Consider the following 17,129-nt stretch of genomic DNA (forward strand, 5'->3'; position numbering starts at 1 on the left):
CTTTTTTTACCTTTCTTACTATACCATAAAAATATAGTTTCATGCTTTTTCCGATTAGAAAAATCATGGACGTATCTTGATTTTCTATCATTCTTATGTTTTAGTGAAAAGAGAAATTTTATTAAAGATTAAACTAGATTGTGAGGGAAAACAGTAGTGTTGCATTATCGAACGTACGAGATAAACGAAAAAGCCCCTTGGGTTACATTTATTCATGGTGCAGGGGGAAGCTCTTCTATCTGGTATAAACAAATTAAAGCATATAAATCAACTTATAACATCTTACTGATTGACTTAAGAGGTCATGGTAAATCAAAATCAATAAAATGGAAAAAAGGAGATACATTTGCTGATATTGCAGAAGATGTGGTAGATGTTTTACATCATTTACACATCAACTCTTCTCACTTTATCTCTATTTCGCTTGGTACGATTGTCGTTCAGACCATTGCAAAAAAATATCCACAAAAAGTTCGTTCGATGGTTTTAGGTGGAGCAGTCATTCATTTAAATATCCGGACAAAGTTTTTTTTACAAGTTGGGCACGTGTTTAAATATTTTATTCCTTATATGTGGCTTTATCGTTTATTTGCATGGATTATCATGCCTAAATCTACTCACGAAGAATCACGTTTAGCATTTGTAAATCAAGCAAAAAAAATGTACCAAAAAGAATTTATTCGGTGGTTTTCACTAACGAAATCAATTAATCCCTACTTAAAATATTTGCAACTTGTTAATAATGGCATCCCAACTTTATTTGTCATGGGGGAAGAAGATTATTTATTTTTAACGCCTGTTCAAGAATTGATTAAACATCAACCAGATTTAAAATTATCCGTTATTAAAGGTTCCGGCCATGTATGTAATATTGATGCTCCAGCAGAATTTAATGAATTGACATTAGATTTTATTGACCACATTAGCCATTTGAAGCAAAAAGAGAATCAGCTATTCCCTACATTAGGGTAATAGCTGATTCTCTTTATTCAATCGTTTTTGGTTTTTTTAATTGATTTTTCAACTTTTTAATAACAACTAAAATAAGCATAATGACTAATGCAAAAACTAACATATTAACGAGGAAAGATAAGATAGAACCTAATGCACCTAAATTACCAAATAAACTACCAATTAACAAACCACCAAGACCACCTAATAAAAGACCTTTCATTAAGCCACCTTTATTACTGTTTGAAGCAGATGACTGATTTGTTTGTGTTTTTTTCGGGTCTTCTTTCGTATTTTTGGCATTTACATTACTATCATTGTTTGTATTTTGCTTTTGTGCAGGCGTAAATTTTTTTCCGCCTTTCATTCCTTTCGCATCCACTTGATCAATTCCAACAAATCCCATCGTTCCAAAAGCAAAAATAACTAGCATAATGATTTTTACGATATTTTTCATTTTCTAACTATCTCCCTTTCTTTTTCATACTTTTATTATACACGTTCAAGACAGTTTTTACACTACTTAGAGAACGAACCCCTCCTTATAAAATAAGAAGGGATTCGATTATTTGGCCTCTAATTTTTGATATTCTGGGTTGCGTTTAAACGCTGTAACTACATAGGAACAAATAGGCTTAATTTTTTTACTTTCTTTTTGTGCTTTATCCACAACAGCTTCTAACAATTGTTTTGCAACACCTTGTCCACGTAATTTTTCAGAAACGAATGTATGATCAACTGCAAAGACATCATTATCTACAACGTCATAGGTGATTATTGCTAACACTTCTCCATCTTGCTCATAAAAAAATTGTGGTTTAGGTGTTTCTGTAAATTGAAATTCCATTTTAAACAGCTCCTTTTATCATCTCTTCATACTTACTCCAAAAAATATACATTCTAACTATATGACCATTATATAATAAATCTTCATCTTTTGCGAAATTTCAGATGGAATGGTTCACCATTTATATTGAAAAATTAAAATGTATTCCATTCATATGTTTTGACTCATCCTTCTATAAAAATTATACTCTATCACATAAAAACTATCAGGATTACTTCAACTAGTTTTCTTACTTGCTATCATTATTTTTTCTTGCTATAGGAATATAATGTTTGAATATGTTCATTGGACGATGAACAAGTTTAAAAAATTGATGTATCCCATTTTTACGACAAACATCACGTTCCATCCCCCGTCCTTTTAAACGTCTACATTTATTTAAGCGTCTATCCATTTGGGATTTTCAAAAACGCTCCTAATCCATACAATTTTCTTCATTATTTTACCCCAAATTAAATAGAAAAAAACAAACAAATTTTACTTGTATAATTTATAAAAAAATTACTTATCCTAAACTTATCTATATAATCCTTGCTCTTTATCGTTAATTTCTATATAATGAACGCATTCTATCAAAAAGGAGATTACTATGCAATTTAAAGAACTAAATATTGAAATGGATATTTTGTCCATGATTGATAAATTAGGTTTTCATGAACCGACCCCTATTCAAGAACAAACGATACCGGTCGCGTTAAAGGGACTGGATGTTATAGGACAAGCTCAAACTGGAACAGGTAAAACTGCTGCTTTTGGAATTCCTCTAATACAAAAAATCAATCCATCATTACAAGAAACACAAGGTATCGTCCTCGCACCTACGAGAGAATTAGCGAAACAAGTTGCCGCAACGTTACAATCACTCGGTACAAGAAAAAAAATTGATGTTGCCATTGTGTACGGTGGTCAAAGTTATGATCCACAAATTCGTGCGTTAAAAAGAAAACCACATATTGTGGTAGGTACACCTGGTCGTATGATTGACCATCTTAAACGTAAAACATTATGTTTAGAAAGCGTGCATACTGTCGTATTAGACGAAGCAGATGAAATGTTAAGCATGGATTTTATTGAAGATATTGAAAATATTTTAACAACTGTCCCTGAAAATCATCAAACTCTGCTGTTCTCTGCTACTATTCCAGAGAACTTTACACAAAAAATGATGAAAGATCCTGTCATTGTTTCCATTAAAAGAACAAGTTTAACGGCTGATACAATTGATCAATATTGTATATTGACGAAAGAAAGTAAAAAATTTGCTTTACTTCACCGTTTGTTTCTGCTTCATCAACCTAAAAAATCGATTGTTTTCGGTCGAACGAAACAACGCGTTATGGAATTAACGGAAGCTCTTTTAAGCAAAGGTTTTAGGGTAGATGAATTACACGGTGATCTAACGCAAGCACGTCGCGAAAAATCACTAGCTCGTTTTAAAAATAATAATATTCAAGTTTTAGTTGCTACAGACGTCGCAGCTCGCGGTCTCGATATTACAGGTGTATCTCACATTTATAATTTTGATGTACCAGAGCATGTTGATAGTTATGTCCATCGAATTGGAAGAACTGGTCGTGCAGGAGAAAGCGGTATCGCTATTACGTTTGTCACGCCTAGTGAAGAAGACGTTATTCATGAATATGAAAAGTTTATTGATAAAAAAATGATTTGGATGGAAGCTCCTTCTGAGGAAGAATTACGTAAAAAACAATTAGAAGAAGTCATCGAACAATTTGAAAAGTCATTGGAAAAAGAATCAAGAGAAATATATCAACAAGCAGCTAAATCCTTTATCTATCAATATTCACCTGAACAATTAGTATCTACTGCATTAAAATTATTAATGCCCGAAATGAATTCTAATCCTGTTCAATTATCACCTGTAGCTCCTTTAAGAAGAAAACAGAAAAGAAAATCTCGTTCTCATTCAAATAAAGATTTTTCTTCTAAAAGAGATAACAATCGACGTAACGACCGTCGTCGCAGAGATGGAAAAAAAGCAGATTATTCATCAAAAAGAACTCGTCCACAAAAAAATCGAAAACGTTCTAACCGTCATGCATAAAGACACTAGGGGATTATAGATCCTCTAGTGTTTTTTTGTGCAAAATCATTCACAGTTTCTTTCAATTTTTTCCAATTAATTGTCCAACCACTCATAGATATATAAAATGACAAAATCTTTTTTTATGCGCTAATCATAAATCTTACCTATACCCTAAAGTGTAGTTTAGATTCTTGAATGTGCACTAATTATTAACGTTTTATTAATCCTAAGTAAATTATTCATAAAGATTGGAAAAATGTATTGTTTTTACTTTCTACATATATTAAAAATAAACTATAGGTAAAATAGTAATAGGTCTTTTTTAACAAAAATGAATACATCAAGCTACTACTTTTGAGTTGTATGCTTTCAGCGATTATTGTCTATTTTTCAATATAATACATAAAGAAATCCTCCTCAATGAGCATTTTTGCACTTATCTCATTTTTATCAAAGGCTCGTTCAACGACGGAACTATAAAACAAAGACCAGAAAAAGTGCTTTTTGCTTCTAGAAGACTTTTACTTATAGCGGAAGTCAATAGTCCATCGTAGCTGGATTCGGCCAGTTTGAACCTCCACTTACCTATTTTTAGGTTCTGACAGGGGACTTCCTCACCGTTAATAATGGATGAAAAATGATGAAAAAGGAGCTATAAATCTATGTTTTTTTTACATAACAAAAGCGCAATCCCATTTCCTACACAAATAACACTTACGGATATTAATTGTAATCATGAGTTAAAAAAGAAATTAAGTTTTATACAATTAATGAACAACGATCTAGACAATCTAAAGAAATTAGAGAGCGTAATGGACGAACATGCAGATATAATTTCCGATTTCCATTATAAAATGTTAAGTAGGTTTTCTACTCTTCAACACATTATCGATAAACATTCAACGACTGATCGACTCTCCAAAACATTTAGTCATTATTTAAGAAGTATTCCAAAAGCAAAAATAAATGATTCCTATGTTGCTAGTCGTAAAAAAATCGGACAAGTACATAGTAAAATTAAACTAACACCAGAATGGTACACTGGCTCTTATGTTCGTGTGTATGAACATATAATTCCGACTCTAGTTAATCAATATCATACTAAACCAAAAGAACTATCATCTATTCTTTTATCTCTTATTCGTATTATTACATTCGATTCACAAATTGTTTTAGAAGCATATCAAGAGACAAATGATCTACGAACGATAAAAAAAGAAAATGATTTAATGCAAACAATTACAGACATTACAACAATTCAAAAATTATTAAAGACGATAGAAAAAACAAGTAACAAAGCTAATACCGTAACGAACGAATCAATAGAATTGTCACAATCTATTGAAAAAGTAGCTCATCAAGCAACAGATGTTGCCAAAGAAACAGAATTCACTATAAAAGAAGCAAAACAAGGGAAATTTGTCATCGAACAATCACTTGAAAGCTTTTTAGAAATGAGTCATGATTTTAAAGAAATGCAAAAGGAAATGCATCATTTAATGGACGAAGTAAAACGTGCCTCCCAAGTGATTACCTTTATTGAGGAAGTTGCCGAAAAAACAAACCTCCTTGCCTTAAATGCCTCTATTGAAGCGTCACGAGCTGGCGATGCAGGACGTAGCTTTAATGTTGTGGCAAATGAAGTAAAAAAACTTGCAGAACAAACAAAAACATCAGCTAAAGCCATCACTACAAATATGCAAAAGTTAAAAAGTGGTGCTGATTATGTCGGAACCATTAGTGGCCAATTAGAAGAAAAACTAACTTCACGTACCGATCAAGTTAAAGATGCTATCCAAGCAATTGAAAATATTACTACTAAAATTCAAATAATTGGTGACCATACAAAGAATATTGCACATGTATCAAAAGAACAATCCGTTGCAACACAACAAATGACAAAAGAAATAAATGACATGTTACATTATACAAATCTAACGAAAGCGGATGTAGATTACACCGGTAAGGCATTATATGATATAAGTGTAAAAATGAATCATCTTCGTCAAATGTCCTTTCAATCGATTCCACAATTTCATGATAAGTATTTACTTTTAATATTAAAGGCAGAATATGGAATTTGGCGATGGAAAATTTCAAATTTTACATTACATTATTTCACTGATGATGTTCATTCATTGACTGACTCTGAACATTGCTTGCTTTCAACATGGTTTGAACGTTTAGCTCAAGATCCTGTTATATCTACAAAGCCAAGCTTTCAATCGTTAAAAATACCCCATGCCCAACTGTTCAATATCGGAAAACAGATTATTTATGCAGTGGAACAACAAAACAAAAAAGAAATAGAAGAAGCATTTAAATCGCTAGATAAAAAACTAGAGGAAATTTATATTATCTTAGAAAAACTTACAACAGAAATCTATTAAATCATACGAAACCATCCATCAGCATCTTTCCTTTCAATGGGAGGTTTCGTATGTTCATATTATTTTTTGAATCCTTTTTCATGCTATAATGATGTAGAAACTACTCTTTTATCGTAGACATTTATTATATTTTTAATATAATATTACTTTTTGCTAACCAAGAAAAGAAAGGAATAATGATACAATGAATAGTTATCAAGCATTTTTTGAATATCTACAAGATGAAAAAACCGAAAATATTTTTAAACGTGCCTTTGTTTATCATTTATGGGCAGAAAAAACCGCTAAAAAAATACATAATCGTACTTTTATCACTTTATTAAGTGCTTTAGCTGGTCCATTCAGTAAAAATCGATGGAGCGAAGAAAAAATTCAAGAATTATTAGAAGTCACGGATTATGGAAACGCCTCAGACTGGGGAAAACAGGTGGACAGTTGGGCTAAAAAATATTGTCAAAGCGATTTAGAATGGTTATATTTTCTTCAATCCGCCTCTTTAATCTCAAATATGCAGGACGAAATAGAAACAAATTTCGAACAAGAATTAAGTAAGCAAAAAGAAATTTCCTATTATTTACCAGAGTTATACAGTAAAATTCGGACAGATGACGATTGGCCTATTGTATAAATAAAAACCCCTGTATCGACATTTTACATTGTTGATATAGGGATTTTACGTTCATCATTTTATTTAATATTTTTCTTATTCCTTATTTGATAAACAAACTCGATTTCTTCCATTTCGTTTTGCTTGATATAACGATTCGTCAGCTAATTTAATCACTTCTAATGAATCTTCATCATTGTCTGGATATCTAGCAATGCCAATAGAAACGGTTATGGTTTCCCCACTAGGATTATCTGCATGCATAATAGATAATCGAATACGTTCTGCCACATGGAAAGCAGCCTCTGCTGGAGTCTCTGGTAAAATAATCAGGAATTCTTCTCCGCCCCATCGCGCACAAATATCCCCATGACGGGTTTCTTTTTTTAATATTTGTGCAATAAGAACAAGTACTTGATCCCCGATATCATGTCCATATGTATCATTAATCCTTTTAAAATAGTCAATATCAATTAATAACGCAGCAAATGGTTTATTTGTCTCTTTTGATTGATCTAAATAATTTTCAACAGCCCGTCTATTTACCAATTTAGTCAACGGATCAATAGTAGAAGCTTGTTTAAAATGCTTCACATTTTTACGTAAAATATGAATGCTATCTAACACTGTTTCTTTTAATTGAGCCGCCTCGACATAAAAAGTAGAGATTACAGGTGGCGGTATGTCCTCGTTTGCATTTTTTGCTACACTAGCATAATGAGATAGAGTCTTTAATGGTTGAATCATTTTGATGGAAATAATCCATACAATAAGCATAATAAAAAAAATAAAAATAGCTGATGTTAATATAGTCTGATACATTATTTTTGTATTTAATGTTAATGCATCTTTTGTTGATTTTTCTACTATTATTCCCCAATTGGCTTTTTGAATGGGACTAAAACCAGATAACATTTCCCCTTCTTCTTGCTTAAAACGAATAGCACCAGTTTTACCTTCTGAAACTTCTGATACTGGTGACATTCCTAATACATTTTGATTAATCCAGTCCTTTTGTTTATGATAAATAACCTTTCCTTCTTGGTCTACGACATAAACATATGTACCATCTTTCTCATAATGCTCCCCTAACAATTGATGTAACATATTATCTGTTTGTAAATAAATGCGCCCAGTCAAAACACCTTTAAATTGCCCAAAAAAATCATAAATTGGAACAGCAATCATCGCTTGTAGTTTTTTGTTATATGGCCCAATATAAGGTTTTGAAATATAAGCGGTCTTATCTTTTAAAACCTGTTGTACTTCCTCAGCCGTTGCTTTTTTTCCAACGATATTCATCGATTGTGGTGAACTCCCTACAATAATACTCTTTTCATCAACAATCACAATACTATCTAAAAGTTTAATTTCATTTCGTAAATCATCAGCTTTTATAGATAAACATTGTTTATTTTCTTGGCATGTTACAAGATCAATCGTGTGGCGGTCCATAATATTCAAAATATCATTTAAATACCCATCCGTAGTCTTTGCTAATTTTTGGGCATATGCTTCGTTTGACTGTAGCGTGTTTTGAATAGTTTGTTCGCGATTAACAAGATAACTCGTTGCAATACTAACGCTCATTGTAACTAGCATAGATAATGTAATTAAAAGCATAATAATCGTTTGCAATGAACATTTTTTTCGTTTTAACACTTCAGTACCTCCAACTAAACTGTTCATTCATAAAACGGTCTAATTTCTTGTTACTTTTTACTGAACAATATTGATTCCTTTTATATTTCTAAAAAATACGTCATTTATTTTTATCATTTGAATATGTAAAAAACTTTATTGTATTATATCATGAAAACTACGATTAACCATTGTATATTCGGAAAATTTTCTTGCTTTTATTAAGGACAGTATAATCGTTTTTTACATTAAATTTCTATCTCTCCTTCCTTCATATAAATAGTTTCTCATTCATTTATTTTCTTAACATGTACATATAAAAAAAGAACTAACTTTTTACAGTTAGTTCTTTTTATACTACTTTCATTTTTCTGGAAGTACAATTGCTTCTTCCCATTTTAAAGTACCAGCATTTATTGCATCTCTTGCTTCTTTGTTAATTAAATCAGCTGGTTTCCCACCTTTTGGCCAATCATTTGCTTTACCAGCAAATTCAGGTCGTTCTTGCATTAAAATATAAGCGGCAATATCGATTGCTTCTTGTTCTGATAATGAACCTTCCGCGCCTTTTGGCATATTTCGTTGAACAAATCCTCCTAATTTTGATAATCTCGCTAATCCTGCTCCATCATTGTACGATTCTGGTCCCCAAACAGGAGGTCCCGCTTGTGTTCCTTCTCCATTTCCACCGTGACAAGCAATACATGACTTTTGAAATAAGGCTTCTCCGTTTTTCACATCAGGAACAGTTAATTCTTTTAAATCATTTTGATTACGCCATGGAATTTCCTTTTCCCCCATTGGTACACCTTGCGCAATATAATTAAAATAGCTAATCATTGCTCTCATGTCTTCTCCATTTGGATCTAGGTACTCTCCATTCATACTACGGACAAAACACTCGTTAATACGGTCTTCTGCATTTAAAACTTTTGCTTCACGTGCTCGATACATTGGTGTTTGACTAACAAATCCGGCTAATGGAATTTCTCTTTCATTTACACCTGCATCTGCATGACAACTAATACATGACAACTTATTCCCTACGTTATTTGGTAATAACTCTGCAGTATTAACTGTTAAATCATGTCCACGTTTAATAGATTCACCAACTGGTCCTTCTGGAACATCTTCTATACTAGGCGGATTAAAAGTTAATGTCTGGCTTTCTGCATCAGTACTGCTACTTTTTTCTATTACTTCATTACTACTGTCTTTTGAAATATCTGTTAGAAAAACAGCAATGATAACAATTAAAATAGCAAATACGGCAATCATTTTTTCTGGTTTCATACAAATCCCCTCCAAACTTTGCATCTAATGACTTGGTGAATAAGTCGTAATTCATATACCCTATTTAGTATAATCTAAACATTTGTTAAATCATAGTTATTTCCCAAAAATGTTTACTCTTTTTCTGTTGCAATGATTGTTTGATTCCGACCATTTCTTTTTGCCATATATAAGGCATCATCTGCTTTTTTAATAACTTTCTCTATTTGCTTATGGTGGTATGGATATTGCGCAATTCCTATAGAGACCGTCACATTTTTATCATTTAACAATGGCTCTATATACATATTTTCCCTTATTCGTTCAGCAATCGTGAACGCTTCTTTCATAGATGTTTCGGGTAAAAGTACAATAAATTCTTCCCCGCCCCACCGAGCACAAACATCTGTTTTCCTCATAAATTTTTGTAGCATAGTGGAAAATAATCGTAATACGTCATCCCCTACATCATGTCCATATGTGTCGTTAATCTGTTTAAAAAAATCAAGATCCAAAAATAGGATACAAAAAGGTGTTTTCGTTTTTTCCCAATGCGTAAAATATTCTTCTAACGTTTTTCTATTTAAAAGACCAGTTAGTACATCTGTTTTAGATTCCGTCTTTAAAGTATAAATATCGTCATAAAATCCATATATACTATTCACAATATTTTTATGTAACATTTTGGCTTCATAGTACCAATCATTGATTTTAGGAATCATCACTTCTTGCTTTTGTACTTTTACTTGTTGTAAATACTTTGCAAGTTTTGAAAGGGGATTTGTAATATAAAAAGATAAAAGGTACATTATTACGATTAAAATAATCGAAAACCAAACAACTTGTTTTACAATTTGATGCATAGAACGTTGAATTGACGCTATTGTAAAAGAGATTGGTTGCTCAATAATAACATACCAGTTTGCACCATCTATTTTTGAATATCCAACTAATACCTTTTCTCCAGCCATGTTTTCTGTATTTAAATACCCGTTGTTATTCGCTAATATATATTTCACATAAGAATATTTTTTTATATTTTTAAAAATTTTAGATTGATATTTATGATAAATAATCTTTCCTTCTTCATCAATGACATATACATTTGAATATTGATTATAGTAATGATCTTCCATTAATTTTGTAATAATATTTTCTTTTTTAATGAAAAATAATCCACTAATAAATCCTTGAAACTCGTTATTTTCATCTATAATTGGGACTGCCACCATCACTTGTAAATCATTTTTTAACATAGAAGGAAATGGTTTTGATATAAATGTTTTTTGTGTTTTAAAAGCTGATTGAATTTCTTTTTCATTTATTTTTTCCCCAATTATTTTTGCCCTGTCACTCGATGTTGCCATAACTTCATTTTCTTTATTCGTAATTAAAATTGCGTCAAAATATGGAAATTGAATACTTAGTCGGTGGAGTTCTTCCTCTATACAAGGGGTTAATCCATCACAAGTTGCGATATATCGGCTATTTGCCTCCATTACCTGTGTCATTGTTTGAAAATAATCTTCCGTCGTCTTCGCAACTTTTTTAGCATATGCTTCATTTGTTTTTAAAACTTCTTCCGTTAGCGTTTGTTTATTTATAGAGTAAGAAACGGATAAATGATAGATTATCAAAATAATTAGAGGAATAAGCGTAAATAAAAGAATAAGAGTGCGTAACGAGAGCATTTTTCCTTTCAACATAAAAAAAGCCATCCTTTACTATAGTTTCTTTTATTTTATCAATCTTTTTTAAATAGTGACTTTTTATTTATATTTTTTACAAAATCTTTACATTAATAAGAATATAGACCTATGTATCTAGAGCAGATAAAAATTTTTCTTTCATTTAGTAGATTAAAAAACGAAAAAGTGAAAAAAATTATTTTTTCGTATAATCCCAATTTAAATGTAAAAATAGGAAAGCCCTTATGAACAAACGAGTGGGAATTCGTACAAAACTATTTATTTTTTTTATCATGATTGCTTTTATAGTAGTGATAAATCAGACTAATATTTATAATGTAATCAAAGGAAATTTAAACGAATCAAAAAATTATGAAATATTATAATGATATGGCTTTTCATATGGTACGTTCAAATTCTGCACTCAGGGGCTATATGTCTTTACAAAAAAATTTTATGCGTGAAAATCATTATGAAATTCGTAAACAAGTACATGAATCAAGGAAAAATGAACGAAGCACTTCTAATATCTTCTTCTATTTTAGGTGATGATTCTAAAGAATTAATGGAATATAGTAAAAAAATTACGAATGAAAAAGATAAACAAATGGAAACAATCGAAGAAAATGTTGAATTTGTTTATCAATATTCACAAGATGCTGTTGATTTATCTGCTCAAGGTAAGAAGGCTATTGATAACATCACACTTCAAATTGATACGATTGTCACACATTCTAATCAAGTTGCTGATGCCGTAGATAAACTTTCTAATCAGTCGTCACAAATTCTTACTTATTACAACTATTGCGAATCAGACAAATTTATTAGCTTTAAACGCATCAATCGAAGCTGCTCGTGCTGGAGAACACGGAAAAGGATTTTCTGTTGTTGCAGATGAAGTCCGAAAATTAGCCAAAGAATCTAGAAAAGCTGCCGAAAAAATTTAAACAATGATTAAAAAAACTGTGTCTGATACAAAACAAGTAGCGAATACTATAAAAGAAGGAAATCAAGCTGTTGTGGAAGGTAAAAAAATAGTAAATGATACTTTTCTAATATTAATACATCGATTGAGTATGTATCACAAAAAATGGGGACAACTCAAGATTCTATTGCACAACTTTATAAACAAATGATGAAGTTAATTGACGATGTGCACCAAATCACACAAATGTCAGAACAAATTTCTGGAGATACTCATGATATTGTCGCTTCTGCTGAAGAACAAACAGCTTCCTTAGAAGAAGTAGCTGCAGCTGCTGCAGAATTAGCACAAATGTCTAGCCAATTAAAAACATCCTTACATGTATTTCAATTTTAACGAAAACGAGGTCTCTTACAAGGGACTTCATTTTCAGTATCATAAAGAAGTCAATTATTCATGAGATCGTCACGAAAAATAAAAGATTCTTATGATATACTAATCCATATTACTATACATTTTTAGGTAAGGTGAAAAAATATGAAAAAGACATTCATTATTCTTGTTTCCCTCTTCCTCCTTTTCATTGCTGGCTGTCAATCAAAGGATGAACAAATTAAAAAGGAAACGACAGAAATAATCACGAAACAAACAGAAGCTTTAACGAACGGTGATTTTAAAACAAGTAGTGACTATATTTATTTTAAAAATGATAAAAACAAAGAACAGTATCTGCAGGAAGCAAAAACATCGTTTAACCAACTCCAAAGTGCAAATGGTTCTATTACGATTGGAAATTCTTTATACTTCCGTCAAAGTAAAAACCTTGCTATTTCTTTAATTGAGGTCACCTATGAATATAATGATTTATCATTTAGGGATGTTACCGATGCATTATTTATTAAAAAAGATAATCAATGGAAAATGGCATTAAAAGAAGATTTAACAAAAGAAGAAAAAGAGACAGCAGAAAAATTAATCACTACTTTAACAAATGATATTCAAGAAGATAAAAAAATAATGGATAAACTATCAACCTTCCAAAAAGAACAAGAAAAAGTAAATAAAAAGTTGCTTGAAAATTCATCTACAGAAGGATTAACCGAAGAAAAATAAAAAGAAGAGGAATTCCTCTTCTTTTTATTTTTCTTCGAAATACTCTTTATAAAAACCACCAACATGTCCAGAGTTATCAATGACAAAATAAAATTCCGCTGTTTCATTTTTTACATCATATTTTTTTCCTACTGTTAAAACGTTGTTTACAATATATTTTTTTGCGTCTGTATGAACACATGTTACTTTTTTTATTATTGGACGATTTATCCATTGTAAATGAATCAATTGTCTGCCTCCTCTTCTTCCCTTATCTATTTTACAAGTTTAATAGGAACATCATAAAAATGCAAGAGCACCTTGTTTCCAAATGTTACGAAGATACTTTTGGAAAAGACGAAGATAATGCTAATGCCGATTCGGTTAACACAAATGTTAATACATCTTTATATAACTCATCATCAATCATGACATCTAAAAATGTAGGACGATATACATTTTGAAAAAACTGATAGTACTCTAATAATTTACTTAGCATTTCACAAGGTAATTGAATAAGAGTACCTTCCACTAAACTATTTTCTATTTCTTTTAAATGTACATATCCAGACGTAACATCAACCAGATAATCTTTCGAATATCCAATCATTTTATTTGGATGGTCAGGGAGAAGAGAACAAGTTTCGTAATCAAAAAAGTAAAAATGCTCGTCGGTTTTATTAAGAAAAAACTGAAATTTCCAGTCACCATGTGGTATAGGATAATTATAACAGCAAGAAAGATTATATAGATAAATATGAGCTATTACGGAACCATTTTCCATATAAATACGTTGTTTTTTTCGAATGTACATCGCTTCACTACCGTTATCTTCTACCTTTAATTGAACATCTAATGTAAATAATTGTTGTTTTGTCACTTCATAAAGTTCCCCGTACACAATATTGCTTCCATCATTTATTTGTATAAAGGCAGGATAACGACGTCCCGTGTTATATAATTTTCCCGTTGTCCATGCTTGTTTATATTTACATTTTGCATATTCTAAAACAGTATGATTCACACCATGCCTTCTTAACGTCCCATATACAAAAAGTAGTTCCATCGTTTGATTCCCCCTTCAAAACGATAACCTCTTTAGATAAACTCCATTTATTTTACTTATACACATCTATTTTACCATAATGAAATATATTGTTTTTTATTTTTTTATGTATTTTGCTATAGAAATAAATCTTTTTTATTTATAAAAATAATATTTATACTTACTTGGTTACATTTAATTCTTTTAAGTAGTATTATTTTTAAAAATATATCAACCAACTTCACGACAATTTTTACCCATCTTTAATAAGTCCCGATAATTAAATGGTATAGTGGAATTAAAATGGTGAATTTGCAATCAAAACGACCTAATCTAACTATCTTGCTCGATGGGGAAAATGTTATATGCTTATCGTACCTGATGAGCACCCTCCAATTTTTAAGAAAAAGCGGGATAAGAAAGATGTATAAAGAATACTTCCCACACTGATGGAAGATTTATTTATTGTAATGAATCTGTCTCAATAGGTCATTGAATTTCAGAATTATTGAATATTTCATCGAAAAAAACCATTCTGCCTTCTTTAATAAAAAGTAAGAAGACAAGAAATTTTAGATTCTATTGATTTTTTTGTAAATAATCAACTAACGATTCAATAGATGAAAAGATTTTCCCATATTTTTTAATGGCACCTACCACATAAAGATTACGATATAGAAATTGATTTTCTGTAGGATCTTGTTTTAGAGCATTTATTTTTTTCTCATTTTCCGTTCCTTGTTGACGAACATCAGTATATAAAGCTAATATACGCCGATTTGTTTTTCCATTTTGTAAAATATCCTTTTCGCAAAGCATAGAAAAACGACCAATCTCCGCAGCAACACCACTGTCAATTTCTACACCATCAATAACGGCGATTAAAGTTAGCGAATCATCTAAAAATCGATTATCACCATTAAATATCATTAAACTATCAGCGAAATTCATTTTATCATTTAACGCTTCATTTTCTTGAGGAACATACAAGTCAATCATAGAACATTTGGAACGAATTTCATTTGCGATATAACGATTAAATAATTGATCAGCAGCTGAAAATAATCCGTTTGCTAAATAAACTTTCATTTCTTTCACCTCAAAATAGTAGTTAAAATAAAAAGTACATTTTTTGTGCATTTTAAACTTCTAGGTTTTGCGAAAAAGCATTTGATGATTTTTACAATAAAAAATTACCATTAGTAGAGTTTTTTCACTCCCCTATTTCCTTCTTTTTTAGTACCATCATTCAACTAGAAGTAGAATCTTCCTTCCCATTAAGGAGGAATAAAAAAACGAACAGAATTTATCGATAAAAAATTCTGTTCGACAATTATCATAATAAAAAAAGAACATTCCTGCAAATTAAGATTTTTATTCAAAAGAATACTCACCTAAAATAGGAGGGGCTGTTACTGGTCGTTGCTTCTTTAAAAATGGATAACAGTAAAAGTGAAGAGAATTATTATCCTTACGATATGCATTGCGTTCTTGATGAAGCGAATGATGTTCTAATTCTTTAATTTCTAAAATAGGAGTTAAGCAGCAGTCATGTTTTTTACTAAAACCTTCCCATTCTTGTAATGTTTTCGATTGAAATAAAGATACTATTTCTGGAAACAAAGGATTTTCTGTACTTGTTTTAGAATAATGGCCTTTTTTCCATTCGTCTTTGTTAACAGCACAACAAAAATTATCCCAAAATTTCTTTTCTAATGCAGCCAATGCGACATACCGATTATCTTTTGTTTCATAGATGGCATAATTAACAATCGTGCCATTTAAATCTTCTAATCCATATAACGTTTTTTCTTCCTCATACAGACGTTGATGGATTTGCATAAACGAAAGAAGAGGGTCTATTAAAGATAAATCAAGATACTTACCCTGATTGTTATTTTCTCGCTGTAATAAAGCCGCTAAAATTGCTTCACTAGCATACATTCCTCCAATTAGATCTGCAAACGTAATCGTTGGATGAACCGGTTTTGCCTGGTCGTCTTTTAATTGACTTAGTACACCGGTTAAAGCCATATAATTTAAATCATGGCTACCGAAAGAAGACATCGTTCCAGTTTGACCGTACCCAGAAAGAGAACAATAGATAATGTTAGGTTGAAATTGTATTAAGGTTTCATAATCAATCGCTAATCGTTTTGCTACGCCTGGACGAAAACTTTCCATTACAACATCTGCTGATTTTACCATTTCGTAAAAAGTGTTTAAATCGGCCTCCACTTTTAAATTAAACACTTGGCTTCTTTTTTGGATATTCATTGCTTCAAAAATAGGGCTTGTCTCTTTCCCTGTCATGGAACGTGCTAAATCACCAGATGGACTTTCAATTTTAATGATTTCAGCCCCCAATTGTGCTAATCGACTCGTAGTAAAAGGTCCTGGCAAGTATTGTGTTAAATCTAATATACGGATATTTTGTAACAATTATATCCTCTCCTTCAATTTTCTGAATTTTCTTTCTTTTTATATCTACCCGATTTTTTCAAAAAATAGACATCCAAAAAGAGGCTGGGACAAAACCCTCCTCTGAACTGAAAAAGCCAGTGAAATTTTTACTCAACGTAAAATTTCACTGACTTTATTTTTTTTATCAAAAAAAGGACACC

The 17,129-nt window shown here is 31.0% G+C and carries 16 protein-coding genes; 7 read left to right on the forward strand and 9 right to left on the reverse strand.

What is annotated here, in order from left to right:
• Positions 1 to 156: 156 nt before the first annotated feature.
• On the forward strand, positions 157 to 972 hold the full coding sequence (locus BN1372_RS07005; RefSeq protein WP_062198122.1) for an alpha/beta fold hydrolase: 816 nt from the start codon (positions 157 to 159) through the stop codon (positions 970 to 972).
• A gap of 13 nt (positions 973 to 985) precedes the next feature.
• On the opposite strand, the gene BN1372_RS07010 is transcribed toward BN1372_RS07005, so the two are convergent.
• Both BN1372_RS07010 and BN1372_RS07015 read right to left on the reverse strand, forming a co-directional pair.
• Positions 986 to 1,408, reverse strand: coding sequence for a hypothetical protein (locus BN1372_RS07010; RefSeq protein ID WP_062198123.1), 423 nt, complete (start codon positions 1,406 to 1,408; stop codon positions 986 to 988).
• A 108-nt stretch (positions 1,409 to 1,516) separates the two neighbouring features.
• Entirely contained in the window at positions 1,517 to 1,798 is a 282-nt protein-coding gene (locus BN1372_RS07015; RefSeq protein WP_062198124.1) for a GNAT family N-acetyltransferase, read from the reverse strand.
• A gap of 589 nt (positions 1,799 to 2,387) precedes the next feature.
• On the opposite strand from BN1372_RS07015, the gene BN1372_RS07020 reads away from it, so the two are divergent.
• The 3 genes from BN1372_RS07020 (at position 2,388) to BN1372_RS07030 (ending at position 6,863) form a co-directional block, all read left to right on the forward strand.
• Positions 2,388 to 3,863: a DEAD/DEAH box helicase gene (locus BN1372_RS07020; RefSeq protein ID WP_074018146.1), complete on the forward strand. Its 1,476-nt coding sequence runs from the start codon at positions 2,388 to 2,390 to the stop codon at positions 3,861 to 3,863.
• A gap of 644 nt (positions 3,864 to 4,507) precedes the next feature.
• A complete protein-coding gene (locus BN1372_RS07025; protein ID WP_062198125.1) occupies positions 4,508 to 6,235 on the forward strand; it encodes a protoglobin domain-containing protein in 1,728 nt (575 codons plus the stop codon).
• Between the two features lie 184 nt (positions 6,236 to 6,419).
• The gene (locus BN1372_RS07030) at positions 6,420 to 6,863 is read left to right on the forward strand and encodes a hypothetical protein (protein WP_062198126.1); all 444 of its coding nucleotides are present in this window, start codon (positions 6,420 to 6,422) and stop codon (positions 6,861 to 6,863) included.
• A gap of 75 nt (positions 6,864 to 6,938) precedes the next feature.
• Here BN1372_RS07030 and BN1372_RS07035 read toward each other — a convergent pair whose 3' ends face one another.
• The 3 genes from BN1372_RS07035 to BN1372_RS07045 form a co-directional block, all read right to left on the reverse strand.
• On the reverse strand, positions 6,939 to 8,504 hold the full coding sequence (locus tag BN1372_RS07035; protein WP_062198127.1) for a sensor domain-containing diguanylate cyclase: 1,566 nt from the start codon (positions 8,502 to 8,504) through the stop codon (positions 6,939 to 6,941).
• 342 nt (positions 8,505 to 8,846) lie between these two features.
• Positions 8,847 to 9,776: a c-type cytochrome gene (locus BN1372_RS07040; RefSeq protein WP_062198128.1), complete on the reverse strand. Its 930-nt coding sequence runs from the start codon at positions 9,774 to 9,776 to the stop codon at positions 8,847 to 8,849.
• A 113-nt stretch (positions 9,777 to 9,889) separates the two neighbouring features.
• Positions 9,890 to 11,461 carry a sensor domain-containing diguanylate cyclase gene (locus BN1372_RS07045; RefSeq protein WP_062198129.1) on the reverse strand — a complete coding sequence of 524 codons (1,572 nt, stop codon included), beginning with the start codon at positions 11,459 to 11,461 and terminating at the stop codon, positions 9,890 to 9,892.
• Positions 11,462 to 12,285: 824 nt separating this feature from the next.
• Here BN1372_RS07045 and BN1372_RS15865 point away from each other — a divergent pair.
• The 3 genes from BN1372_RS15865 to BN1372_RS07060 all read left to right on the forward strand — a co-directional run bounded on the left by BN1372_RS15865 (position 12,286) and on the right by BN1372_RS07060 (position 13,481).
• Positions 12,286 to 12,390, forward strand: coding sequence for a methyl-accepting chemotaxis protein (locus BN1372_RS15865; protein ID WP_407656472.1), 105 nt, complete (start codon positions 12,286 to 12,288; stop codon positions 12,388 to 12,390).
• Between the two features lie 143 nt (positions 12,391 to 12,533).
• Complete coding sequence (locus BN1372_RS07055; protein ID WP_062198131.1) at positions 12,534 to 12,764, forward strand: hypothetical protein; 231 nt, start codon at positions 12,534 to 12,536, stop codon at positions 12,762 to 12,764.
• 141 nt (positions 12,765 to 12,905) lie between these two features.
• Entirely contained in the window at positions 12,906 to 13,481 is a 576-nt protein-coding gene (locus tag BN1372_RS07060) for a hypothetical protein (protein WP_062198132.1), read from the forward strand.
• Between the two features lie 24 nt (positions 13,482 to 13,505).
• On the opposite strand, the gene BN1372_RS07065 is transcribed toward BN1372_RS07060, so the two are convergent.
• The 4 genes from BN1372_RS07065 to BN1372_RS07080 all read right to left on the reverse strand — a co-directional run bounded on the left by BN1372_RS07065 (position 13,506) and on the right by BN1372_RS07080 (position 16,947).
• On the reverse strand, positions 13,506 to 13,709 hold the full coding sequence (locus BN1372_RS07065; protein WP_062198133.1) for a DUF6501 family protein: 204 nt from the start codon (positions 13,707 to 13,709) through the stop codon (positions 13,506 to 13,508).
• Between the two features lie 85 nt (positions 13,710 to 13,794).
• Positions 13,795 to 14,526 carry a gamma-glutamylcyclotransferase family protein gene (locus BN1372_RS07070; protein ID WP_062198134.1) on the reverse strand — a complete coding sequence of 244 codons (732 nt, stop codon included), beginning with the start codon at positions 14,524 to 14,526 and terminating at the stop codon, positions 13,795 to 13,797.
• 558 nt (positions 14,527 to 15,084) lie between these two features.
• Positions 15,085 to 15,594: a nucleoside 2-deoxyribosyltransferase gene (locus BN1372_RS07075; RefSeq protein WP_062198135.1), complete on the reverse strand. Its 510-nt coding sequence runs from the start codon at positions 15,592 to 15,594 to the stop codon at positions 15,085 to 15,087.
• Positions 15,595 to 15,879: 285 nt separating this feature from the next.
• Positions 15,880 to 16,947, reverse strand: coding sequence for a CaiB/BaiF CoA transferase family protein (locus BN1372_RS07080; RefSeq protein WP_062198136.1), 1,068 nt, complete (start codon positions 16,945 to 16,947; stop codon positions 15,880 to 15,882).
• Between the last annotated feature and the right edge of the window lie 182 nt (positions 16,948 to 17,129).

This window comes from Massilibacterium senegalense (assembly GCF_001375675.1).
GTDB lineage: Bacteria > Bacillota > Bacilli > Bacillales > Massilibacteriaceae > Massilibacterium > Massilibacterium senegalense.